The following is a 22,996-nucleotide window of genomic DNA, read 5'->3' as shown; positions in this document are numbered from 1 at the left end:
CACAGCAAACCAGCCTCCGCCAGAGAGGAACAAGAGATGGACTGCCACCGTCCGACGTGTCAGATTGTGCTTGTGCACAAATCTGAACCGTCCACGCCGCTGACCGAAGCCGCCCACTCGCTCCTGGGCATGGTCGACGAGCTGGCCGAGCGTGCGCACCTGGAGAGCCAGCGCAAGGAGGCCGCCTACCGGGAGCTGGTCGACCCGGCCGAGCACCTGCAGGCCTGTCGCCGGACCATGGTGCTGGTACTCAACGAGCTGGCGCTGGTGCAGAGCGCCGACCTCGCCGAGACGCTGACCTACATCGGGCACCGGCGGGCCCGCCAGGGCGTCGGCATGGACGCGATGCTGCACTCGTTCCGCATCGACTTCCAGATCGCGGGCGAGGCATTGTTCGACTGGCTGGCGACCCGCCCGCCGGACATCGCCACGCAGTGGACGGATTTCGTGCTGCCGCTGTGGCGGGCGATCGACAAGATCTCGGTGGTCGTCAGCGAGGCCTACCGCAACGCCGAGGCCGAGATGGCGGGTGAGCTGGAACGCGACGCGCGTGCGCTGTTCCACGAGCTGCTGCACGGCAGCGGTCCGGCCAGCGCGGTGGTGCGCCGCGCGGCGTCCCGCCTCGGCCTCGGCGAGCGCGGCCAGTACGTCGTGGTGCGCGCCGACCAGGATGTCCCCAACCAGACCGTGCAGTCGGCGCTGGCCCGGCTCGGGCTGCGCTCGGTGTGGCTGCACGACGCGAACCTGCTCACCGGCATCGTGGTGCTCGGGCCGGGCGGCTACCGCCAGCTGCGCGACTGCCTCACCGACACGCTGCGCACGCGGGTCGGCGCCAGCCCGATCTACCACGCGTTGGAGGACACCCGGCATCTCGTCTGGCTGGCCGACGCGGCCAGGGACGCCACGCCACCGGACCGCCACGCCGTGGTGATGGCCGCCGATGACGTCCCCTCGGTCTTCGTCGGCGGGGCCCCCGAGGTCACCCGCCACCTGGCCGACACGCTGGCCACCGCGCTGCGCGCCGCGCGCCCCGCCGAGCGCAACCGGCTACTGGAGACGGTCCACGCGCACCTGGCCGGTGACGGCTCACCGACCAGCACCGCGCAACGGCTCTACCGGCACCGCAACACCGTCCTGAACCACCTGCGCCGTTTCGAGGAGCTCACCGGCCTTGACCTGTCCCGCCCCTCGGACGTGGCGACCGCGGTCCTGTCACTGAGAGCACTCCATCGCCTGACCCCCGAAGCCCCACCCACCCCGGAGTGACCGGCTTCCCCGCTATCTGAGCGACACCGCGCACCGTGCGTCCACACCGCGCGATGTGCACATAGCGCGGTGTGGACGCACGGTGCGCGGTGTGGGATGAGAAGGGCACACTGCGGCGTCTGCCACGCGACACGAAGCTCTGCGAGCCGGGATTGACACCGGCTATGAGACTGGACCGCGACTCGACATGTGATGGGACTGATGGAGCGCTCACGATTCGACGGGTGGATCGCCGGTGTCGGGACCTCGACCGGTCTGCGGTGCGTGGTGGGGCACTGGGCGGACTCGCCGCTCGGGCCGTTCACCGATGTCATGGTGGAACAGTCCGACGGTCTGAGGGTGCTGCTCGCGCCTTCGTCGGCCGTCGCGGACTTCGTCGCCGCGACCTACCGGTTCGACGACGTCCGGCTCGTGGACATCGCCATGACCCGGACGCCCGAGCGGTGGACGCTGCGCGCCGGCCCGCTCGCGCTGACCGCCGAGGTCGGGTCCCGCGGACCACTCGGATACCTGTTGCGCGCGGTGCCCCGCCCGCTGGCCACCGCACCCGCGTGGATCAGCGCGATCGATCACGTCGCTCGCCGGGTGCTGCCGGGTGTCCGCACCGTCGGTACGGCGGGCAACGGTCGTCGGGAGTACTACGCGGCACTCGACCTGCATCGCATCACTGGAGCCGACGTCCGGTGGAACGGCGAGGACCAGGGTGTGCTCGCCGACGTCGATCCCCCGGTCCGGTTCGGGTTCGGGTCCACCCCGAAACGCCCGTCCGTGGCCCGCGTCGTGACCCTGGTGCACACCACCTGACCTCACCCGTCGCGCAGCTCCTGACCCGCGGCTTCGATGGCGTCGACGATGCCCTGGTAGCCGGTGCACCGGCAGATGTTGCCCGACATCTCCTCGCGGATCGTCGCGCGATCGGCGTCCGGCCGGGTGTCCAGCAGGTGCAGCGCGCTGATCAGCATGCCGGAGGTACAGAACCCGCACTGCAGACCGTGGTGGGTCACGAAGGCCTCCTGCAGCGGGTGCAATGTCCCGTCGGTCCCCTGCAGGCCTTCCACGGTGGTGACCGTGCTGCCGTCGGCCTGGACGGCGAACATCAGGCACGCCCGGACCGGTTCACCGTCGACGAGGACCGTGCACGCACCACACACACCGTGCTCGCACCCGAGGTGCGTGCCGGTGAGGCCGAGGTCCTCGCGCAGCGCGTCAGCGAGGGTGCGGCGGGGCTCGACGTCGAGCCGGGTCCGCTCGCCGTTGACACTGAGGGTGATCTGCATGCGCGCTCCTAGTCGATGCCGGCCATGGCCAGTGCCCTGCGGACCATCTCGGCCGCGATCGCCCGCCGGAACGGCTCCGATCCGTGCAGGTCACCGGTCGGCTTGATCTGCTCTGCCGCCGCATGCGCGACGTCCCGGACCGACCCGCCGTCGGCGAGCACCCGTTCGGCGTCCGCGACCCGTACCGGCACCGGCGCCACACCGCCGAGCGCGATGCGCACCGCGCCGTCGAGCTCCGCCACGATCGCGGTCACCAGCGCGAAGTCGCCGTGCCGGCGCGCGAACTCGGCGAACCCCCACCGTTCCGGTCGCGGGAAACGCATCGAGGTGATCACCTCGTCGTCCGCCAGCGAGGTCGTCAGGGCCCCGGTGAACAGGTCCTCGGCGGTGATCGTGCGGGTTCCGGACGACCCGGCGACGGACGCGGTGGCCCCGGTGGCGAGTGCGACAGCGGGAAGTTCGGCGGCGGGGTCGGCGTGCGCGATGCTGCCGCCCGTCGTGCCCCGGCCGCGGATGGCCGTGTGCCCGATCCAGCGGGCCGCCTCGGCGAGCATCGGATGTTCGGTCTGCTCGATCAGCCGGGTGTGCCGGACGAGTGCGCCCACCTCGACGGCGTCGTGGTCGGCCCGGATTGCGGCCAGACCGGGGATCCGGTTGATGTCGATGAGCACGCTGGGCCGAGCCATGCGCAGCGCCAGTACCGGGACCAGGCTCTGCCCGCCCGCCAGGATCTTCCCCTCGCCGTCGGCGTCGGACAGGGCCTTCACGACCTCGTCGACGCTCTCGGCCCGGAGGTAGTCGAACGGAGCGCACTTCATCGGCCGGTCACCGCTGCCTGCGCGTGCCATACGGTCGCCGGGCCTACCGGGAGCGTGTCGATGTACACGCCGAGCGCGTCGTGCACCGCACCGGCCAGCACCGCGTAGGGGCCGAGAGTGCCGCCCTCTCCGACACCGCGGACACCCAGCGGGTTGGCGGCCGGGCGCGCGACATGACCGACGACCACGTCCGGCACCTCGGCGCTGGTGGGCATCAGGTAGTCCATCAGCGTGCCGGTCGACAGGTTCCCGTCCTCGTCGTAGACCAGGTGCTCGTACAGCGCCCCGCCCAGCCCCTGGGCGATGGAGCCGAGGATCTGGCCGTCCACGATCTTCGGGTTCATCGCCCGTCCGGCGTCCTCGACACAGACGTACTTCAGGATGGTTAGCTCCCCTGTGCTCCGGTCCACCTCGACGGCCGCGACCTGGGCCCCGGCGGCGAACGCGCCGCGGATCGGGTCGTAGAACTCGGTGGCGTGCAGCCCCGGCTCGAATCCCTTCGGCAGCCGGTTGGACTCCAGGTAGGCGACGCGCGCGACCTCGGCGACCGAGATCCTCGGGGTCGCCTCACCCACCACGTAGACCTCGCCCTCGGCGACCCGCAGATCGTCGGGCGCCGCCTCGATCAGCTCGGAGGCGAGCGCGACGAGCTGCCTGCGCACCGAGAGGGCGCTGTTGTGGGCCGCTCCCCCACCGATCACCGCCTGCCTGGACGAGAACGCGCCGAATCCCCACAGTGCGTCGTCGGTGTCCCCGAGCCGGACGTCGACGTCGTCGTAGCGGACCCCGAGCGCGTCGGCCACGATCTGCGCCACGGTCGTCTCAAGCCCCTGCCCCTGCGACGTGACACCGGAGACCACGGTGACCCTGCCGTCGGGATTCATCCGCACGGTGCAGGCCTCGTGACCGGTACGGAACGGCATCCTCGGTCCGGCGCTCGCGGCCCGGCCGAGCCCGGTGAGCTCGTTGTAGATCGCGATGCCGATCCCGATCGGTGCCTCTCCGCTGTCGCGCCGACGCTTCTGCTCCGCGCGCAGTTCCTCGTAGCCGAGCGCGGCCAGTGCCTTGTCGAGACACTCGGCGTAGTGGCCGGAGTCGTCGACCAGGCGGGAGGGCATCTTGTACGGGATGTCCTCCGGCTGGATCAGGTTGCGGCGGCGGATCTCCACCGGATCGATGTCCAGGCGGGTGGCGGCCTCGTCGAACAGTGCCTCCATCGCGTACACGGTCGCCGGGCGCGCGACACCCCGGTACGGGCCCGACGGCGAGGTGTTGGTGGCGACACCACGGACCGTGCACCGGTAGTGCTCCAGCTTGTACGGCCCGGTGAGCAGGCCGCCCGCCATCAGCGGCTCGATGCCGGCGGTCCACGGGTACACCGAGTACGCGCCGACGTTGCAGGTCACGTCGGCATCGACGGCCAGCAACCTGCCGTCGGCCGAGAACCCCGCCTTGATCAGGTAGCGGTGGTCGCGGGCATGGGTGGCGGCCATCAGATGCTCGGCCCGGTCCTCGACCCATTTCAGCGGGACCCCCGGCATCGCCCTGGCCATGAGGCACAGCGCCACGTCCTCCGGGTACAGCACCGCCTTGACCCCGAACCCGCCGCCGACGTCGGGGGCGATGACCCGCACCTTGCCCTCGGGTACCCGCATGAGCTCGGCGATCATGTTCCGGACCAGGTGCGGGCACTGGGTGCCGTTCCAGAAGGTCAGCTTCTCGTCGCCGGCATCCCACAGCGCCACCCCGGCCCGGCATTCCATCGGCTGCCCCGAGTGCCGGTTGGTGATCAGCTCACGCTCGACGAGCAGGTCCGCCTCGGCCAGCGCCTCGCTTACGGCGCCCGCGTCGAAGGTCCGCTGCAGCAGCACGTTGTCCGGGGCTTCGGGGTGCACCGGTTCGACCGGCTCGGCCCAGGCGCACACGGTCGTCGGCAACGGGTCGTAGTCGACCTCGACCAGCTCCAGCCCGTCCTCGGCCTGGTAGCGGTCGGCCGCCACGACGGCCGCCACCGGTTCGCCGGCGAACCGCACCTTCTCGTGCGCGAGGATCGGCTGGCCCGTCTCGACGTACGACGGCAGGGCGGACTGTGCGCGGAGGACCACCTCGGCGAAGTCGGTTCCGACGAACACCCGATGGCCGGCCTCGCGCGCGGCCGAGGCGTCGACGGCGGTGATCCGCGCGTGGCCGAACGGGCTGCGCAGGAACGCCACCTGGCGCATGCGCGGCAGTTCGAGGTCGCTGACGTAGCGGCCCCGCCCGGTGACCAGGCGATGGTCCTCCTTACGCCGGACGCTGGTCCCCAGCACGCCGGACGTGTCGTTCCCGGGCCCGCTCATGGCATTGCGTACCCGCCGTTGACCGAGACCACCTGGCCCGTCGTCCAGGACGACAGCGGCGAGGCCAGCAGCAGGACAATCGGCACGATGTCGTCGGGCCGCCCGACCCTGCGCAGCGGGTACTGCGCGAGGATCTTCTTCATCGTGTCGTCGGCGACCTCCGGTTGGCCACCGGTGCCCGCGTGGGCGTCGAAGTTGTCGGTGCGCACCAGTGCCAGGGACACGGCGTTGGCCCGGATGCCGAAGCGGGCCAGCTCCTTGGCCAGCGACCGGGTGAGCCCGACGGTGGTGGAGCGGGCGGTGGCGGTGACCAGCAGTCCGGACTCGCCGACCCGGCCGGAGTCGCCCATCAGGTTGATGATCGCCCCGGCCTTCCGCTCGGCCATGCGCGACGCGACCGCATGGGTGATCTGGAGTGTCCCGGTGACGGTCACGTCGATCTGCGGTGCCCAGTCCGCCGGGGTGGATTCCAGGAAGCGCTGCTTCTTGGTCACCGCCGAGTTGTTGATCAGCACGCCGAGCGGGCCGAGCTCGGTCTCGGTCTCCTCGACGAGCGCGGCGACCGCGTCGGCGTCGCGCAGGTCGCCACCCACCGCTATCGCCTTCACCCCGAGCTCCGACGCGGCGGCGGCCGCCTTGCGCGCGCCCTCGGCCGAGGAGTTGTAGTGGAAGGCGACGTTGGCGCCCTCGCCGGCGAAGCCGAGACCGAGGGCCTGACCGAGGCCCTGGCCGGCGCCGGTGACCAGGACGTTCGTGCCGGACAGCTGAAGATCCATGGGGTTCTCCTAGACGAGGTGCTGGAAGCGGCGGGTGCCGGACGCGGTGACGACCCTGCCGAACCGCAGTCCGGGGAAGTGGGCACCGACGACCAGGTCGGCGGAGTCGGCGACCTCGTCGGCGATCACGTTGCGCATCGCGCGCGCCGCGACCGGGTCGAGGTCGAACACCGCCTCCCAGTCACGTTCGTGCAGCTCGACGACGCTGTGCACGACGTCACCGAGCAGCAGCGCCCGCTGGTCACCGTCGGCGACGATGTAGACGGTCGAACCCGGGGTGTGGCCGGGGGTGTGCCGGGCGGTGAGGCCCGGCGCGATACTGACGTCGGTGTCGAAGGTCTCCAGCCGGCTCCGCAACGGGCCGAGCTTGCGCACGGCCCCGGGTTGGGCGTCGGGAGCCTCGACGAAGTGCGCCCAGTCGGCGGCGTGCACCCGGTAGGTGGCGTGGGGGAAGACGACCTGTCCTTTGCTGGTCGCCCAGCCGACGTGGTCGAAGTGCAGGTGGGTGAACACCACGTCGGTCACGTCCTCGGGCGTGACTCCCCGGGCGGCCAGTGACCGCAGGAACTTCCCGCCCGAGTACTGGCCGTTGTCGATGGTGCCCACGCCCGCGTCGACGAGGACCACCCGATCCCCGGTGCGTACGAGGAACCCGCCGAGGTCCAGGTGCAGTACACCGTGTTCGTCGAGCTGGTCGGAATGGCAACTCCAGGCGTCGTCCACACCGGGGCGGCTGAGCACCTCGTGCGCGTTCTCCCTGCCGACCCCGTCGAGCACGGGCAGGATCTCGATCGAGCCGATCTTCACGCCGCACCGCCCTGTGCCTGGTCGAGCGGCGTGCCGCGCCTCGGCTCGTGGCTCATCTCCACGGTCCCGGTGTCCATCGGTGTCCTTTCGCAGGGTGAACAGTTCTCATGCCGCCGACCGGATGACGTCCCACGCGTGCGGCCCACCAGCCCAGCAGCCCGAGTGCCAGCGCCCAGAGCGCCAACCTGGGGAGGACGGGTCCGACATGTTCGGTCGGCCCTGCCCAGGTCGTGGGCCGGGAGGCGCCGGTACCGACCGCGACCTCATCCACGGGCTCCTGTCGCAGCTCGTCATCGAGACGGCGCGCGAACCGCCCGATGTGCTTGCCGACAGCGGCGGCGACGACGCCGTGCCCGAGCCGCGCGATCTGGCCGGTCAGCTCCAGGTCGGTCAGCACGATGACCTCGGTGCCGTCACCGCGGCGCGCCAGCCGCACGTCGATGGTCGCCGCCGCCTCGCCCTGCCCCCGAACGTCGCGACCGTCGGCGCGCAGCACGGCGTGATGCTCGGCGTCGTCCCGCTCGGTGAACCGCGCGACACCCTCGAACCGGGCGGTCACCGCACCTGCCGTGACCGTGACCGAACCCCGGTGGTCCTCACCGTCGGTCCCCGACAGGGCGGCGCCGGGCACGCATGGAGCGACGCGTTCGGCGTCGGTGACGACGGCCCAGACCCGCTCCACCGGACCGGCCACGCGGAAGGTGTTCGTCAGCTCCATCGCTCACCTACTCTCCATAAACGCGACTAACTAACGTTCTTTAGTTACCATAGGCCTCGGCGTAGCGTTGCCGCAGCTGGAAGCGCAAGATCTTCCCGGACCCGGTGCGCGGGATGACGTCGGTCTCGATGAGCCGGGTGGGCACCTTGAAGGAGGACAGCAGGGCGCGCGCCTCGCTCAGGACCATGTCGTGGTCGAGTCCGCCCGCGCGCGCGGGCACGACGAAGGCCACCGGGACCTCGCCGAGATGGGAGTGCGGCACCCCGACGACCGCCGCGTCCGCGATCTGCTCGATGGCCAGCAGCGCGGCCTCGACCTCGGCCGGATAGATGTTCTCCCCACCCCTGATGATCAGCTCCTTGGTGCGTCCACTGATCGACAGGAACCCGTCGGGGTCGCGCCGGGCGAGATCGCCGGTGCGGTACCACCCGTCGACCAGAGCCGCCGCCGTGGCGTCGGGGAGCCGGTGGTAGCCGGGTGTGACGTTCGGACCCTGGACCCAGAGCTCACCCTCACAGCCGGCGGGCACATCGGTCCCGGACGCGGGATCGATCAGCCGGACCGTCAGTCCGGGCAGCGGCAACCCGCAGGACCCCATCACCCGGGTGCCGGTGAGCCAGTTCATCGTCACCATGGTCGAGGTCTCGGTGATGCCGTAGCCGTCGAGCAGGCGTACGCCGAAGGCCTGCTCGAACCTCTCGTTGATTGAGGCGGGCAGGATCGCGCCGGCGGAGACGCAGACGCGCAGTCCGGGCGCGGCGAAGTCCCGGTCGGCGACCCGGTCGAGCAGGTAGTGGAACATCGTCGGGACCCTGGGGAACACGGTCACGTCGCCTTCCGGTCCGCCGGCGAAGCGGGACGCGATGTCGCTCACCGAGAAGCGCGGCAGGATGCGCGCGGTCGCCCCGACAGCCGCCACCGCGAGCACGCACAGCACGAGCGCGTAGGAGTGGAACAGCGGCAAGGGGCTGAGCAGCACGTCGTCGGGCCCGAGTCCGACGATCGGGGCCCAGCAGGCCGCCACGACCCAGAGACATCCGCGTTGGGTGAGGTACACACCCTTCGGCCGCCCGGTCGTGCCGGAGGTGTACAGCATCCACGCGGTGTCGTCGAGCCCCAGACAGTCCCGGGGTGACTGCTCCGACGGCGCCGCGAGCAGGTCGGCGTAGGCCACCTCCGGTACCGGGCCAGTCGCTCCGGTGTCGCCGACCACGACCACGGCGAGCAGCTCGACGTCTCGCGCGAGCTCTCGCACGTGGGCCAGGTGCGCCGCGTCCGTGATGACGACACGGGAACCGCTGTCGGCGAGGATGTGTGCCGTCTCGCCGGCCGCCGCCGAGGGGTTGGCGCAGACCGCCACCGCGCCGGCCCGGGGGACGGCGAGGTACGCCTCGGCGACCTCGACGCGGTTGTCCAGGTAGAGCAGCACACGGTCGCCGATCCCGACACCCAGCTCCTGTAGGTGCCCGGCGATCCGGGCGGTGGTCCGCGCCAGCGCGCCGTAGGTCAGGGTGCGCTCGTCGTCGACGTAGGCGATGTGCTCGGGTCTCGACTCGGCGTGACCGGCCAACAGTTCGGGCATGGTCGCGATGTACTCCGTGCGCAGCACCATTCCTCCTCGAGTGGTGGGCGGAGTCCGGTGACTCGATCAACTAGCTAACGCTCATAAGTTGAAGACGACAGACGCTAGCGAGCGCCCCGCGACGTGGCAAGAGCCGCGACACGGAAGTCCAGATTCCTAGCGATCGTTAGTGCGTCGCGGGCCGAGCGGTTTACTGTTGACCCATGCCCGCAGCGGACACTCGCACCACAGTGCATTCGGCGCGCGCGGCGGTGACGAGCGAGACGGTGCTCGATGCGGCTCTCACACTGTTCGCCGAACGTGGCTACCACGGCACGGCGCTGAGCCAGATCGCGCAGCATCTCGGCATCCGGACGCCCAGCCTGTACAACCACATGCGGTCCAAGCAGGAACTTCTGGAGATGATCGTCTCCCAGACCCTGGACGTCGTCCTCGCCGAGTTCGCCGAGGCGATAGCCGGAACCGAGGACCCCGCCGCGCAGCTACGGGAGGCGACCAGGGTCTATGCGCTGCGGCATGCCACGAACCGCCGTGAAGCGCTGGTCGTCAACCGCGACACGGTGAACCTGCCCGACCCCGCGCTGACCGCGATGCGCGAGCGCCGCCGCGATCACGAACGCGAGATTCGCCTGATCATCACTCGCGGCATCGAGAGCGGGGTGTTCGCCGTCGGCAACGCCGGCCTGGCATCGTTCGCCATCCTGGAGATGAGCGTCAGCATCGCCCGCTGGTTCCGCGAGGACGGAGGCCGCACCGCCGAGCAGGTCGCGGACGAGTACGCCCGGTTCGCGCTGCGGCTCGTGCGGCACCGCGCATGAACGACACCGGCACCCGGGAGGTGCTCACCAGCGCGGCGGTCCTCGACACCGCCCTGTCCCTGTTCGCCGAGCGGGGATACCACGGCACCGCGCTGAGTCAGATCGCCGAGCGGCTCGGCGTCCGCACCCCGAGCCTGTACAACCACATGCGTTCGAAACATGAGCTGCTGCTGACCATCGTCGACACCACGGTCACCGGCGTCCTGGCCGACTTCCGCGCCGCCACCGAGAACCGGACGGACCCGGTCGACAAGCTCTACCAGGCCACACTGATCTACGCCCGACGTCACGCCAGTCATCGTCGTGAGGCGATCGTGGTCAACCGGGACACCTCCAGCCTCGGCGAACCGCACCGGAGCCGCATGCAGTCCCTTCGGCGCGAACACGAACACGCCCTGCGGTCGATCATCGCCGAGGGCGTGCGGAGCGGGCACTTCACCCTCGACTCCCCCGCGCTGGGCTCCTTCGCGATCCGCGAGATGTGCGTCAGCATCGCCCGCTGGTTCCGCGAGGACGGCCCGCTCAGCCACGACCAGGTCGCCCGCGAGTACACCGAGTTCGCCCTCAACATCGTCGGCGTCGGCCGCACCTGAGTGCACAGTCGTCACACCGCGCACCCGACGGCCACACCGCGCGGTGTGCACAGGGCGCGGTGTGGACGGGAGGTGCGCGGTGTCACGATGTCGATCACTTGATGGGCTCGTACAGCACCAGGGTGTTGCCCCATGGGTCGCGTGCCACGGCCCGCACCTCGTGCGGGCCCCGTTCGGGTTCGCGGATCACCGCGCCTCCGCCGCGCACGAGGCCCGCGAGCGCCTCGGCCACGTCGGGGACCTTGAACGACGCCGCCGGAACACCCCCGGTGACGTCCTCCGCCGGCCCGGCGACGGCCAGCGTGACTCCGCCGGCGTCGAGGGCCGCGTAGCGGTCGCCGTCGACGAACTTCGCCGCCAGGCCGAAGGTATCCGCGTAGAAGCGCACGGCGGCCTCGACGTCGGCCACCGGGTGCAGCACGTTCCCGATCCTGACCGGGCTGTGCCCGGTGCCCTGATCGTTCCTCGAACGGCTCATGCCGACCTCACTCACCTCGGTTGCGGGCGGGATCGCACGTGGCTCGCGATCGCCGAGTCGTCGTTCCCGCTGTACATCTCATCGATCAGCCCGGCGAACGACCTCACCACCACGTTCCGGGCGACCTTTCCATTCGCGGTCCGCTCGCCGCGTCCGGCCTCCAGCAGCCGGGGCAGCACGCGATAGTCCTTCAGCTGCTGGGCACGGGCCAGGTCGGCGTTCACCCGCTCCAGCTCACCCCGCAGCCGGTGCGCCGCGACGTCGGTGGCCAGCGCCGCCGCCACCGTGCTCGGTTCGACCAGCACGGTCAGGTACTTGCGCCCATCACCCACGACGATCGCCTCGCCGATCAGCGGGCTCTCCCGCAGGCGGGTCTCGATCGGCTGCGGATTGACCGTCTTGCCGCCGCTGGTGATGATCACGTCCTTCTTCCGCCCGATCAGCCGGATCTCGCCGTGCGCGGTGCGCTCGATCAGGTCGCCGGTGTGGAACCAGCCGTCGCGGAGCACGGCGTGGGTCTCCTCCGGGGAGTGCCAGTACTCGCGGAACAACAGTGGCGCGCGGATCAGCATCTCGCCGTCTCGCGCCACCTCGACCTGGAAGCGAGGATCGGCGAACTCGCGCCCGATGCATCCCGGGCGGGGAAACGGCTGGTCGAACTGCGCGACGGGGCAGCCGGCGGTCTCCGTGAGGCCGTAGCTCTCACGCAGGTCGAGCCCCCAGATCTGCCACAGCGCCACGACATTCGCCGGCATCGCGGCGGACGCCGTGAACGCGACCCGGAGGCGGTCCATCCCGACCTGTGCCCGCAGTGGCAGGAAGACGCCGCGAAGGGCGACCGCGTAGGCGGCCCGCAGCACCGGACCCGGACGCCCGGACCAGCGTCGCTCCGCCATCCGGCGGCCGACCCACATCGCGGCCCGGTAGGCCTGGCGGCGGAGTCCCGGCCACGCCTCCGTCCGGGCGATCAGCTCCCCGGCCACCTTCTCGTAGAAGCGCGGCGGCCACAGCAGCGCCGTCGGGCGCACCGCGCGCAACACCTCCTCGTACTCCTCGATGCGGCAGTACGTCACCACGAGCCGAGTGAGCACCGGCGTGAAGATCAGCAGCACCGCCGGCGCGACGTGCGCCAGCGGCAGGAACCCGACGACGTCGTGTTCCCTGCTGCCCATCTCGGGATAGAGCCCGGCGACGGTCTGGATCGAGTGCTGGAGGGTGCGATGCGTGTGCATCACACCCTTCGGCACACCGGTCGAGCCCGACGTGTAGAACAGGACGGCTGGGTCGTCGAGCGCAACACCGTCGACCAGCTCGGCCAGGCCGTCGGCCGACGCTCCGGCTGAGCGCAGCTGCTCCCACGTCATGCCGGTCACCGCCCCGGGCAGCTCCGGTGGCGGGTCGTCGATGCCGACGACGAGCCGCAGCGCGGGCGTACGCGCGGCGACCCGCGCCACCTTGTCGAGCTCCGCCGTCGTCTCACCGACGAACGCGACGGCCCCGCTGTGTGCGAGCAGCTGCTCGATCTCCGCGGGCGAGTTCGTCGGGTAGACGCCGATCACGACGCCGCCGACGCTCTGTACCGCCAGCGCGGCGACGACCCACTCGGGACGCGCGCTGCCCATCACCGCCACCCGGTCGCCGTGCCGCACACCGTGAGCGACGAGGCCCAGCGCGACCTCACCGACACGATCGCGGTAGGTCCGCCACGTGATCGCGTCCAGGACACCGTCGTTCCAGTGCCGTAGCGCGACGGCATCGGGCTCGGTGCGCGCACGGTCCAGCAACAGCCCGGGAAGCGTCCGGGCCGGTTCGAAGTCCGTCAGGTCCACCACAGCACCCTTTCCGCCGGAGCCGACGACGTCGCTCATGCCGCACTCTCCCCGAGATGGAGGAAACCACCTCGGTACCAGGTGACGGGCTCGCCGTTCCCCGTCCTCGCATCGTGCACACGGCCGATCAGGATCACGTGGTCTCCCCCGGGCACCGCCCGCTCCAGCTCGCAGCGGATCACGGCGGCCGCATCGAGCAGTATCGGATGACCGTCCTCGTCGTAATCGAAGCCCCCGAGGGCGAACTTGTCCGCTCCCTTGGTGGCGAATCGCACCGCCAGTTCCGCGTGGGCCGGCGTCAGGATGTTCACCACGAACCGCTCCGCCGCCAGGAAGGCCGGGCAGCAGTCCGCCCTTCGGTCCACGCAGACCAGGACGAACGGCGGGTCCAGCGACAACGCGGCGAAGGAGCTCGCGGTGAACCCGTGGACGGTGCCGACAGCGCTACGGGTCGTGACGATCGTGACACCGGACGGAAAACACGACAACGCCGAACGGTAGGTCTCGGCATCCACCGGATCAGCCATTCCAGGCCTTACGGGCGGCACGTGCGGCCTCGTCGTCGAAGACCGTTCGCGCGTCGGCGACCGTGGTGCGCAGCTGCTGCTCGTCCGACCAGCCGTCGGTGTCGTTGAGTGCGCGTTTGAGCGCCGCGAACACGGTGGCCGGTTTCGCCGCCGCCGTCCGCGCGTGCGCGATCGCGGCGTCGAGCAACCCCTCGGGTTCGACCACCCGGTCCACGATGCCGAGTGCCTCGGCTTCGTGGGCGTCTACCGGGTCTCCGCCCAGCAGCAGCCGACGAGCCGTGCGGTCGCCCAGTACCCGCCGCGCCCGCCCGATGCCCTTCACCGCCGGCAACATCCCGTGGTTGATCTCGGGAAAAACGAACCGGGCGTCCGTCGCGGCGTAGACCGCGTCGGCGAACAGCGTCATCTCGATGCCGCCGCCGACGCACCATCCGTTGACCGCGCACACGAGCGGTCGGGGATAGTGCTCCAGCGCCGTCAGCAGCGCGTGGAACGACGTCATGCGTGCGGCCATCGCGTCGGCGTCGTAGCCGATCGCCTCGGTGATGTCACCTCCCGCGGTGAAGAACCGCCTGCCGGCTCCGGTCAGGACCAGAGCCGGCGCATCGCGGCCTCGGCCCAGCGTGTCGAGTGTCGTCGCCAGGTCATGGACGAGCCTGTTGCCGAGTGCGTTGGCCGGCGGCCGGTCGAGGGTCAGCACGACCACGCCGTCCACCGCGTCGGACAGACGGACGGCGCCGGACGCCGTGTCCTGTGGGACTGTTGGCATGCTCGGCTCCGGTCAGTTCGCCGGGACACCGGCGTTACGGGCGGACGGGAAGTTCACCGGCCGCTTCTCCCGGAACGCCTGGCGTGCCTCGGCGTAGTCGGCGCCCGCGAAGTCGAGGATCTCCAGCGCCGCGGACATCTCGTGCTGAGGCATCGCGTTGGTGAGCCAGGCGTTGAGCGCACGCTTGGTGAAGTGGATCGCCTGCTGCGAACCCCGCGCGAGCTGGGTGGCGACTTCCAGCGCACGCGGCAGCACCTGTTCGCGAGGGACGGCAAGGCTCACCAGCCCGATCCGCTCGGCCTCGGCGCCGGTCAGCTTCTCCGAGGTCAGCACGTAGTACTTGGTCTTCGCCATGCCGACCAGCAGTGGCCAGATGAGTGCGGCATGGTCGCCAGCCGCCACACCGACCTTGGTGTGCCCTTCGATCAACACGGCATCCTCGGCGGCGATGCTGATGTCCGCGAGCAGCGCGGTGGAGAGCCCGTAGCCGACCGCCGGGCCGTTGATCGCCGAGATGATCGGCTTCTCGATGCGTAGGACGGTCGATATCCGCCTGCGTTCGCTCTCCAGCATCGCGAGCGCCTGCGCGGGAGTGGGATCGGGCGCGGCGACGTCCATACCGGTGCAGAAGGCCTTGCCGGCGCCGGTCACCACCACGACCCGGGTCTCGTCGTCGCGCTCGACGTCGGCCCAGATCTCGCTGAGCTCGTCGAACATCGGCATGGTCAGCGAGTTGTACCGCTCCGGCCGGTTGATGGTGATCAACAGAACGCCGTCGGCCGGCCGCTCGACCAGCACGTCGCCGGTGCCGTGGTTGTAGAGGTCGCTCATCGGACTGCCTCCGGCTGGTTCTCCAGGTTGTGCGCGGACTGGAACTGGCGCAGTGCTTCCTCGTGTGCGGGACGTGCGGCCCGGATGTCGGCCAGCACGTCGTCGGACGAGCGCACCACGTTGCGCGGGTGTTTGAAGTGCGGGATGACGTACTTGCCGAACAGTTCGATCGACCGCATGAGCTGCTCGTGGGGCAGACTGTCGACCCGCAGCACGAGCGCCTCGGCGCCCATGTCGGCGTAGCGCTGGATGTGCTGGATGCAGTGGTCCGGGTCGCCGACGACAAATCCCTGGGAACGTTCGAACATGAACTCCTGGTCGTCGAAGTCGACGTTCTTCACCGCCCCCATGTAGGCGTAGTCCTTCGACAGCGTGGCCAGCCGCTCATAGGCGCCGGTGGACAGCTTGACCATGTCGAACAGTGGTTTCGCCTGCTTGCGGGCGAGTGCCGTGGTCTCCGCGCAGTGCATGCCACCGCTGATCGCCACCATCTTGCGAGGCGTGATCGGGTACGGGTGGGCCGTGGCGGCCAGTGCCTCGTCGTAGAGCTTGAGCATGCTCTCGACCAGGTCGTACCCCAGGTACAGCCCGCCGACGACAGCGCCGATGCCCAGCTCCGCGGCCGTCTCGACCGAGCTCGGGCTACCGGCGGCGGCCGAGATCGGCGGGTAGGGCCATTGCAGCGGCTTGGGAACCAGGCTGCGCGGCGGGATCTTGTAGTGCTCGCCGACGAACGAGAACGGGTCGTCGAGGAACGCCCTGCGGATCAGCTCGATGCCCTCTCGCCACTGGGACTTGTTCTCGGCCGGGTCGACCTCGAACGCCCGCAACGCGAGCGTGGTGTTGCCACGGCCGGTACCCAGCTCGATGCGTCCGTTGGACAGGATGTCCTCGGTAGCGACGCGCTCCGCGACGCGCAACGCGTGGTTGATGCGCGTCGGCAGCAGCGTCACCAGGTGGGTGAAGCGAATCCGGCTGGTGAGCGCCATCAGGTACGGGTAGAGCACCTCCGGGCAGGAGACCGTGGCCGTTCCGACGGCCACGTGCTGTTCGGAACTGCCGAACGCGTCGAAACCGACCCGCTCCGCGAGCAACACCTCCTCGATCAGCTCCCGGTAGCGGTGCTCGTGGGTGAGCCCGACCGGGGTGTCGCCCTCGGTCATCAAGATGAAGTCCATGCGAGACCCTTTCGTCGAATGTTACTGGCGGCTAACGTAGGGCGGGATTCAAAGCAGGTCAATAGTCAACCTGGAGGTCTCAGTGTTATCGCCGAATAACTTCGAGTATCGAGCCGACGCATGAGCGAGCTACGCATCGAGCACCTGACGTCGCCAGACATCGCCGAGGCCATCGCCGGCGGCATGCGCACCGCGGTCCTGCCGCTGGGCGCAACCGAACAGCACGGCGCGCACCTGCCGCTCTCGGTGGACAGTGATCACGCCGACCGGCTGGGCGTTCTCGTCGCCGAGCGACTGGGCGACGCACTCGTGCTCCCGACCGTGCGGATCGGGTGCTCGGCACACCACCTCGGCTTCGCCGGAACGCTGTCACTGCGAGCGGAGACGCTCGAGGCGATCTGCACCGACTGTTGCGTGAGTCTCGCCGCGCACGGCTTCCGCCGGGTGTTGATCTTCTCGGCGCACATCGGCAACTACCCGCTGCTCAGCGAGATCGGGCCGAGGCTCGCCGCACGCCTTCCCGCCGACCTGCGGGTCGTGACGTTCTCGGACTCGACCGCGATCCTGGACGCGTGGCGCTCCGCCGCCCACCGCATCGCCGGGCTCGCGGACCGTGTCGGCGGCCATGCCGACATCGCCGAGAGTTCGATCATGCTCGCGATGCGCCCGGACGCTGTACGGCACGACCTCGCGCGAGCGGGTTTCACCGGCGCCATGGACGACGCGTTGCTCTCCCGGGTATTCACCGACGGCATCAAGGCCGTCGCTCCCGACGGCGTGCTCGGCGACCCGAGGGGCATGTCCCCTGAGCTGGGCCTTGCCTGCCTGAGCGCGGTGGCCGACCTACTCGCGGAACACGCCGCCCCACGTGAGCGGCCATTCACCTAGGCTGCACGCATGCCGAGCCCGTCCGTGCCCCGCGCCGTATCGCCCCGCAGCACCCGCCGGCAGGAGCTGATCAAGGTCGCCGGGCAGCTGTTCCACGAGCTCGCCTTCGACGCGGTGACCACCGAGATGATCGGCGCGCGAGCGGGCGTGACCGGCCCCGCCCTCTACCGTCACTTCCCGAGCAAGCAGGCCCTGCTCATCGCCGTACTCGAGGACCCGCTCAACGAGCTGCTCGCGAACGCGCGGGACACGGCGGCCGAGGTGACGGATCCGCGGACCGCGCTCGAGGCGATGATCGACTACCACGTGCGGCGCACGCTCGAGAGCGTCCCGTCCACCCTCGTGTTCCTGAAGAACGAGCACAACGTCCCCGAGAACGAGCGTCACCGCATGCGACGCATGATGCGTCTGTACGCCGAGGAGTGGAGCGGACTGGTCACCCGACTGCGGCCCGATCTGTCGGATGCGCAGACCCGCGTGTTGACCCATGCGGTGTTCTCGATGATCAACTCGGTCCCGCAGTTCAACAGCGGCCTCGATCCCGCCGTCGTCGGATCGACGATCCGGACCGCCGCGATCAACGCGCTGCTCATCCCGGCGGCCACCGACTCGGCGTAGCGGCCGACGTGGCGCTTTGCGACGGTCTGTCGTAATCTTTTTACGACAGACCGTCGTCAAAAGAGAGGATTTCGCCGTGGACACGCTCGCTGATCGCGCTGAACTCATCGAGCTGCTCGGCCGGTACGCCGACATCGCGGACCTGAAGGAGTTCAGCGAGCTGCCCGGCCTGGTCTTCACCGACCCGCTGACGCTGGACTTCGAGTCCGTCATCGGGATGCCGCCCATGACCGTGCCGCTCAGCGACTACGTCGAGGTCCTGCGCGGCAGCTTCGCGCCCTACACCGCGACCCACCACGCCATCACCGGCCATGTCATCGAGCTCGACGGTGACCGCGCGACGATCCACGCACACGTCCGTGCCGAACACTGGGTCCCGGACGAGCTCGCGGGTGACGGCCCCCGCTGCTGGCTGGTGGTCGGCTTCTACGACAACACCGCGGTCCGCACGGCCGAGGGCTGGCGCCTCGACCGCGTCGCGCTCACCCTCACCCACCAGGAGAACCCGCATCTGTCGAGCAGTGCCCTGGCCACGGCGCAGGGAGGATGACGGATGCCGCGGATCCGGGGAGCCAGCATCGAAGAGCACCACGAGATGGTGTGGGCCGACCTCGCCGAGGCGATGCGGCGGCTGTTGCTCGAACGCGACTACGACTCGATCACCATGGGTCACATCGCGGCCGAGACGGGGCTTGCGCGGAACACGCTCTACAACTACGCCCGCGACAAGCGTGCGCTGGTCCTGGCGCTGGCCCGGCGAGCAAGCCGGCCCATGCTCGACCAGGTCACCTCGATCGCCGCACGGTCCGGGGTGCCGGCGACCGAACGCATGCTTGCGATCATCGAAGCGGTCCTGGAGACGTCCACCGACCAGGCCGCACAGCTGATGTTCCGGCCGGGCTCCGGCCCGTTGGTCGCCGAGGTACCGAAGGGGCCGGACAGCCCGTTCCACGCGATCGTGGTCCAGGTGGAGAACGTCGTCCGGGACGGCATGTCGAGCGGTGAGTTCCGCGACGTCGGCGACGTGCGTCTCACGGTGGAGCTGCTGTCCGGTGCCATGCGCGCGGGCGCCGAGCGCGTCGGCCGGGACCCGGCCGCCTTCGAGGACACGGTCCGCGCGGCGCGGGAGATCATCCTCGCCTCGCTCGCGCGTCACCCCGCCTAGCGGAGCCCTCGGCCGGCTGCCATGACTCGGCCGACCCCATGCCGGCGAGAGTCTCGTGATCCGCCCCGGCTGACCCCGTGAGTGTTGCGGCCGGTCATGGGCGGCCCCGCCACTCACGGGCTGCTACTGGCGCCATCAGCCAGCACGCACGGACTCCCGCAGGTCGCCAGGCAACGGGCCGCAGCGAGCGAGACTTCGCAGAGGGCCAGGTCGTGTCGCAGACACTGCGGCATCTGCGACACAACACGATGCTCTGCGACGTGACTCGGGCAGCGCCAGTGAGCTTCGTGCAGCGTGCGGGAGGTCAGCGCGAGCTGGTGTCGCGTGCGACGGAGAACGCCGCGCACCCGCGTCGGATGGCAGCGACGCGGGGCGCGGCACACGCAGCTCTCCGGGTGTGCGCCGCACCCGGCTGACCTGCTGGACTACCTCGGGATCGCTGGGACGTCCCGAGGCGACAACGACCATTCCTGACAGTCACGCCCGTCGAGGTCGACGAGCAGGCGCTGGCCGACGCCGGTCAGCGACGCGTTCCGGCGCACCAGACCTATCACCCGGCCGACGTTCGCCAGGCTCGCGGCATCCGGGTCGCCGGTCGGCACCACACCGAGGCTCTGCACCCAGCCGGCGGGATCGGCCAGGCGAACACCCAGCATCACAGCGGCGGCGCCACGAGTGCCGGGCGAGGGAACGGCCAGGACGCACGCCGCACTCCGGCATCCCAGGAGACCTCACCGGACTCGTTGTCCAGGTACGCCGCATCCACGTAGGCGCCGCCATGATCGGCGACCCACTGCGCGTCGAAGTTGAACCCGCCCTGCTGGTTCAGCTCACCGGCGTCGGCGTAACGGCCCCGCGCGACCTCACACCAGTAGTTGTGCGAGTTGTCCTTCACGCGATCCGGCCGCCGGTAGACGTCGAGCAGCTGCATGGTGGCGAACCATCGAGCCGACTCCTCCTCGGTGAACTGCGCCGTAGCGATCCACTCGGCACACCTCGTCGCACCGACGTCGGCATAGACGACAACACGGAACGTCACCATCGGGCCTGTCATGGCCATCACGCCACCGCCGACCGCAACGCCGCACACGCGGGCCCACTCACCATGCGCATCATGATCGAGCATCGGCGCCCGACGGGCATCGGCAAAATTACCGAGATCCATGCCTACGTGGCTCGTCGCATGCCCGGAGCGTGCCCGTCGACCGTGAGTGCACACCGCCCGCGTCTCACCGTGCGCGAGACAGACCCTAGCCGTACTGCTTGATGTACCAGACAGCTATTTCGTTTCGGTTGCGCAGACCGCGCTTCTTCAGAATATTTCCGACATGGGAATGCACGGTCCGACTCGAAATGACCAGGTTCCGCGCGATCTCGTCGTTCCCCCAACCGCGGGCGACCAGACCACTGATCTCGAGCTCCCGCGCGGTGAGTCGCTCACCCGGCAACTCCCGCGGCTGCTCGGGAACAGTGGGCTGGGTCGTCTCAGCCGGCGCGGAGGCACCATTCCCTTGCGCTAGCAATAAGATCTGCTGTTCCGCGTACGCGCGGCCAGCGTCGGGGAAGTTGCCCTCCTCGAAGGCCTGCGCATACCGCCGCTCACCGAGCAGGCGCCGCGCAACACCCTCGGCCGTGGCGGTGGCGTCCTTGAACATGCCGCCCGCCACGACACCGGTCCATGCCCGAAGCCTCTGCGCACCGCCCAGCATACGAGCGACCTGCTCGGCGATCCGCGATTCGGCCTCTTTCCCGCCCTCGGTCGTCCGAATTCCGGCGGCCAGCGCCCACGCGACGCCGTGCACCGCCCACAACGTCCCCCAGCGATCGCCGATATCGCTCTGCCGGTAGACGACCTCGCGCATGATGGTCAGAGCCCGGTTGGGATCTCCATGCCGCATCTGGGCTATCGCCACATTCATGAGCGCCCACGAGATCGCACATTCCGCCTCGTGTTCCTTCGTGTTCCGCAGATGTTGCTCCGACGCCTCGATCGCAACGGTGCGGTCCCCGAGGAAACAGGCCGCGATTCCCCACAGGGATTCGATCCGCGCGGTGACCGCATCCGGTGCGCCCGCCTTCTGCAGCTTCCGCAACAGTTCCTCGAGCATCGTGATAGAGCGAGCGTCATTGTCCACGAAGAGCAGGAAAGCCGCTTCGAGGAAATCCACCGTCGGGGACTCCTGCGGCCGTTCCTCGCCCATCGGCTGGCAGTCGGCCAAGAATTCCCGGGCCGCTTCCGGATCGCCTTGGGCCAGGCTGATCCAACCGGCGTGCCCCAACGCCGTCACGCGGAGCACGCCCGTCGGTTCAGGATCCTGCTGCGCCAACAGCTTCAGGCGCGACACACCTTCACCCGGCCAACCGATGATGTACCAGAGACGGAGTTGCGTCAGACCGATCGCGATCTCGAGTCCCTGGGTTCCCTGCCCGCCCATCAGGCTGATATCCATGGCCGCGCGCAAATTCGGCATCTCGACCCGGCCCCAGCGCAACCAGTCGAGTTCCCGGGGGCTGAACCAATCGCGACTGGCCCTCATCGCCAGTTCGTGGAAGTAGTCGAGATGGCGGCGCCTGAACATCTCCTCGGCTCCGCGATGAGACAGCATTTCAAGGCCGTACTGACGTAATGTCTCCAATAAGTGGTACCGGCTGCGCCCATCACCCCGGTCCACCGTGAGTATCGATTGACGCGCCAGCCCGGCGAGGGTCTCCAGTACGTCCTCGCGGGAAATTCCGTCGCCGGTACAGATCGCTTCGACCGAAGCCAGGTCGAATCCGCCGACGAACACCGAGACCCGCTCCCACAACAACCTGCCCTGGATGCTGCACAGCTGGTAGCTCCAATCCATCACCCGCCGAAGCGTCTGATGGGCCACCGGCCCGTGACGAATCCCGGAGAGCAGGCCGAAGCGGTTGTCGAGGCGGTCCAGTATTTCGCTCACCGACAAGATGTTGAGCCGGCTCGCCGCAAGCTCGATCGCGAGTGGCAGACCGTCCAGTTGCCGACACAGTTCCGAGGCGGCCACGAAGTCCGACTCCTGAATGGGCGCGCCGACCGCGTCCGCCCGATGCCTCAGCAACTCCATCGCTTCGCCGTCCGGTGATCCCGGTGCCGAGTCAGCAGCGTCCGGAACGGTGAGCGGACGGACCGCGACCACATATTCACCGGCGCACCCCAGCACTTCCCGGCTGGTCGCCAGAACATGAAGATTCTCCGCTTCGGCGAGCAAATTCGCGACGACCGAACCGACCGTGTCGACGACATGTTCACAATTGTCGATCACCAAAAGGCAGTGTCGGGTCCGCAGATGGTCGATCACTGTCTCCCGCATCGGGCGGGCCGAGAAGTTGTCGAGCTCCAACGCTCCCGCAATCACCTGCAACAATGCGGTGGAGTTCGCGCCGGTGGGCACATTCGTCAGATCGGTGAACCGCACGCCGCCGGAAAACGCGCGCTCGACCTCCATGGCCATGCGCACCGCAAGTCGGGTCTTACCGACGCCACCGACCCCGGTTAACGTGACCAACCGCGACGCCGCAATCAACGACCGCGTGGATTTCAGTTCCCGGCTGCGCCCCACAAAGCTGGTGACCTCGGCCGGCAGAACACCACGGGACGTGACTGTTAACACTGATCAAGCCTCACAGTGCACGCCGGCGCGCTCCTGCCCGGCAGCCCATTCCCTCTTCTGGAAATCGCCAGTCGCGTCACCGCCGCA

At 69.6% G+C, this 22,996-nt stretch carries 24 protein-coding genes; 8 read left to right on the top strand and 16 right to left on the bottom strand.

The window, feature by feature from the left end; all coding sequences use genetic code 11:
* Nucleotides 1-72: 72 nt before the first annotated feature.
* On the top strand, nt 73-1,266 hold the full coding sequence (locus tag G406_RS0128080; protein WP_028936344.1) for a PucR family transcriptional regulator: 1,194 nt from the start codon (nt 73-75) through the stop codon (nt 1,264-1,266).
* Between the two features lie 201 nt (nt 1,267-1,467).
* A complete protein-coding gene (locus tag G406_RS0128075) occupies nt 1,468-2,070 on the top strand; it encodes a hypothetical protein (protein WP_245607234.1) in 603 nt (200 codons plus the stop codon).
* Nucleotides 2,071-2,072: 2 nt separating this feature from the next.
* Here the strand turns inward: G406_RS0128075 and G406_RS0128070 are convergent, their stop codons facing one another.
* From G406_RS0128070 to G406_RS0128040, 7 genes are read right to left on the bottom strand one after another with little or no spacing between them, the layout of a single operon-like run.
* Nucleotides 2,073-2,543, bottom strand: coding sequence for a (2Fe-2S)-binding protein (locus G406_RS0128070; protein ID WP_028936342.1), 471 nt, complete (start codon nt 2,541-2,543; stop codon nt 2,073-2,075).
* Between the two features lie 8 nt (nt 2,544-2,551).
* On the bottom strand, nt 2,552-3,361 hold the full coding sequence (locus tag G406_RS0128065; protein WP_028936341.1) for an FAD binding domain-containing protein: 810 nt from the start codon (nt 3,359-3,361) through the stop codon (nt 2,552-2,554).
* Nucleotides 3,358-5,700 (bottom strand): xanthine dehydrogenase family protein molybdopterin-binding subunit, encoded by a 2,343-nt coding sequence (locus tag G406_RS0128060; RefSeq protein WP_028936340.1) that lies wholly within the window; start codon nt 5,698-5,700, stop codon nt 3,358-3,360. Before G406_RS0128060 ends, G406_RS0128065 begins: the two co-directional genes overlap by 4 nt.
* Nucleotides 5,697-6,476, bottom strand: coding sequence for an SDR family NAD(P)-dependent oxidoreductase (locus tag G406_RS0128055; protein WP_028936339.1), 780 nt, complete (start codon nt 6,474-6,476; stop codon nt 5,697-5,699). The genes G406_RS0128060 and G406_RS0128055 overlap by 4 nt, the downstream gene beginning before the upstream one ends.
* A 9-nt stretch (nt 6,477-6,485) precedes the next feature.
* Entirely contained in the window at nt 6,486-7,283 is a 798-nt protein-coding gene (locus G406_RS0128050; protein ID WP_028936338.1) for an MBL fold metallo-hydrolase, read from the bottom strand.
* A gap of 52 nt (nt 7,284-7,335) precedes the next feature.
* Nucleotides 7,336-8,001, bottom strand: coding sequence for an SRPBCC family protein (locus G406_RS54630; RefSeq protein ID WP_051342774.1), 666 nt, complete (start codon nt 7,999-8,001; stop codon nt 7,336-7,338).
* A gap of 40 nt (nt 8,002-8,041) precedes the next feature.
* Nucleotides 8,042-9,610, bottom strand: a complete 1,569-nt coding sequence (locus G406_RS0128040; protein WP_028936337.1) for a class I adenylate-forming enzyme family protein — start codon at nt 9,608-9,610, stop codon at nt 8,042-8,044.
* 176 nt (nt 9,611-9,786) lie between these two features.
* On the opposite strand from G406_RS0128040, the gene G406_RS0128035 reads away from it, so the two are divergent.
* Together G406_RS0128035 and G406_RS0128030 are read left to right on the top strand one after the other, a co-directional pair.
* On the top strand, nt 9,787-10,401 hold the full coding sequence (locus G406_RS0128035; RefSeq protein WP_051342773.1) for a TetR/AcrR family transcriptional regulator: 615 nt from the start codon (nt 9,787-9,789) through the stop codon (nt 10,399-10,401).
* Nucleotides 10,398-10,994 carry a TetR/AcrR family transcriptional regulator gene (locus tag G406_RS0128030; protein ID WP_028936335.1) on the top strand — a complete coding sequence of 199 codons (597 nt, stop codon included), beginning with the start codon at nt 10,398-10,400 and terminating at the stop codon, nt 10,992-10,994. The genes G406_RS0128035 and G406_RS0128030 overlap by 4 nt, the downstream gene beginning before the upstream one ends.
* Before the next feature lie 94 nt (nt 10,995-11,088).
* Here G406_RS0128030 and G406_RS0128025 read toward each other — a convergent pair whose 3' ends face one another.
* The 6 genes from G406_RS0128025 to G406_RS0128000 are packed head-to-tail and all read right to left on the bottom strand — an operon-like array spanning nt 11,089 to nt 16,606.
* A complete protein-coding gene (locus G406_RS0128025; protein ID WP_051342852.1) occupies nt 11,089-11,472 on the bottom strand; it encodes a VOC family protein in 384 nt (127 codons plus the stop codon).
* 11 nt (nt 11,473-11,483) lie between these two features.
* Nucleotides 11,484-13,340 (bottom strand): AMP-dependent synthetase/ligase, encoded by a 1,857-nt coding sequence (locus G406_RS0128020; RefSeq protein ID WP_028936333.1) that lies wholly within the window; start codon nt 13,338-13,340, stop codon nt 11,484-11,486.
* Nucleotides 13,337-13,828 carry a flavin reductase family protein gene (locus G406_RS50405; RefSeq protein WP_037078553.1) on the bottom strand — a complete coding sequence of 164 codons (492 nt, stop codon included), beginning with the start codon at nt 13,826-13,828 and terminating at the stop codon, nt 13,337-13,339. The genes G406_RS0128020 and G406_RS50405 overlap by 4 nt, the downstream gene beginning before the upstream one ends.
* Nucleotides 13,821-14,597 carry an enoyl-CoA hydratase/isomerase family protein gene (locus tag G406_RS50400; protein WP_051342772.1) on the bottom strand — a complete coding sequence of 259 codons (777 nt, stop codon included), beginning with the start codon at nt 14,595-14,597 and terminating at the stop codon, nt 13,821-13,823. The genes G406_RS50405 and G406_RS50400 overlap by 8 nt, the downstream gene beginning before the upstream one ends.
* A gap of 12 nt (nt 14,598-14,609) precedes the next feature.
* Nucleotides 14,610-15,428, bottom strand: a complete 819-nt coding sequence (locus G406_RS0128005; protein WP_028936332.1) for an enoyl-CoA hydratase/isomerase family protein — start codon at nt 15,426-15,428, stop codon at nt 14,610-14,612.
* The gene (locus G406_RS0128000; RefSeq protein WP_028936331.1) at nt 15,425-16,606 is read right to left on the bottom strand and encodes an LLM class flavin-dependent oxidoreductase; all 1,182 of its coding nucleotides are present in this window, start codon (nt 16,604-16,606) and stop codon (nt 15,425-15,427) included. Before G406_RS0128000 ends, G406_RS0128005 begins: the two co-directional genes overlap by 4 nt.
* A 120-nt stretch (nt 16,607-16,726) precedes the next feature.
* On the opposite strand from G406_RS0128000, the gene G406_RS0127995 reads away from it, so the two are divergent.
* The 4 genes from G406_RS0127995 to G406_RS0127980 all read left to right on the top strand — a co-directional run bounded on the left by G406_RS0127995 (nt 16,727) and on the right by G406_RS0127980 (nt 19,277).
* Nucleotides 16,727-17,494 carry a creatininase family protein gene (locus G406_RS0127995; protein ID WP_028936330.1) on the top strand — a complete coding sequence of 256 codons (768 nt, stop codon included), beginning with the start codon at nt 16,727-16,729 and terminating at the stop codon, nt 17,492-17,494.
* 9 nt (nt 17,495-17,503) lie between these two features.
* Nucleotides 17,504-18,112 (top strand): TetR/AcrR family transcriptional regulator, encoded by a 609-nt coding sequence (locus tag G406_RS0127990; protein WP_037078550.1) that lies wholly within the window; start codon nt 17,504-17,506, stop codon nt 18,110-18,112.
* Between the two features lie 76 nt (nt 18,113-18,188).
* Nucleotides 18,189-18,662, top strand: coding sequence for a nuclear transport factor 2 family protein (locus G406_RS0127985; protein ID WP_028936328.1), 474 nt, complete (start codon nt 18,189-18,191; stop codon nt 18,660-18,662).
* Between the two features lie 3 nt (nt 18,663-18,665).
* Nucleotides 18,666-19,277 (top strand): TetR/AcrR family transcriptional regulator, encoded by a 612-nt coding sequence (locus tag G406_RS0127980; protein ID WP_028936327.1) that lies wholly within the window; start codon nt 18,666-18,668, stop codon nt 19,275-19,277.
* Nucleotides 19,278-19,702: 425 nt separating this feature from the next.
* On the opposite strand, the gene G406_RS0127975 is transcribed toward G406_RS0127980, so the two are convergent.
* The 3 genes from G406_RS0127975 to G406_RS50395 all read right to left on the bottom strand — a co-directional run bounded on the left by G406_RS0127975 (nt 19,703) and on the right by G406_RS50395 (nt 22,909).
* Nucleotides 19,703-19,933: a hypothetical protein gene (locus G406_RS0127975; RefSeq protein WP_028936326.1), complete on the bottom strand. Its 231-nt coding sequence runs from the start codon at nt 19,931-19,933 to the stop codon at nt 19,703-19,705.
* Nucleotides 19,933-20,337, bottom strand: coding sequence for a hypothetical protein (locus tag G406_RS0127970; protein WP_156935198.1), 405 nt, complete (start codon nt 20,335-20,337; stop codon nt 19,933-19,935). The genes G406_RS0127975 and G406_RS0127970 overlap by 1 nt, the downstream gene beginning before the upstream one ends.
* A 190-nt stretch (nt 20,338-20,527) precedes the next feature.
* Nucleotides 20,528-22,909: a LuxR C-terminal-related transcriptional regulator gene (locus G406_RS50395; protein ID WP_051342771.1), complete on the bottom strand. Its 2,382-nt coding sequence runs from the start codon at nt 22,907-22,909 to the stop codon at nt 20,528-20,530.
* Nucleotides 22,910-22,996: the final 87 nt, after the last annotated feature.

Source organism: Actinospineispora spinosispora DSM 44797, assembly GCF_000429025.1.
In the GTDB taxonomy this organism is placed as follows: domain Bacteria; phylum Actinomycetota; class Actinomycetes; order Mycobacteriales; family Pseudonocardiaceae; genus Pseudonocardia; species Pseudonocardia spinosispora.
This window is presented reverse-complemented; position numbering and strand designations above follow the sequence as displayed.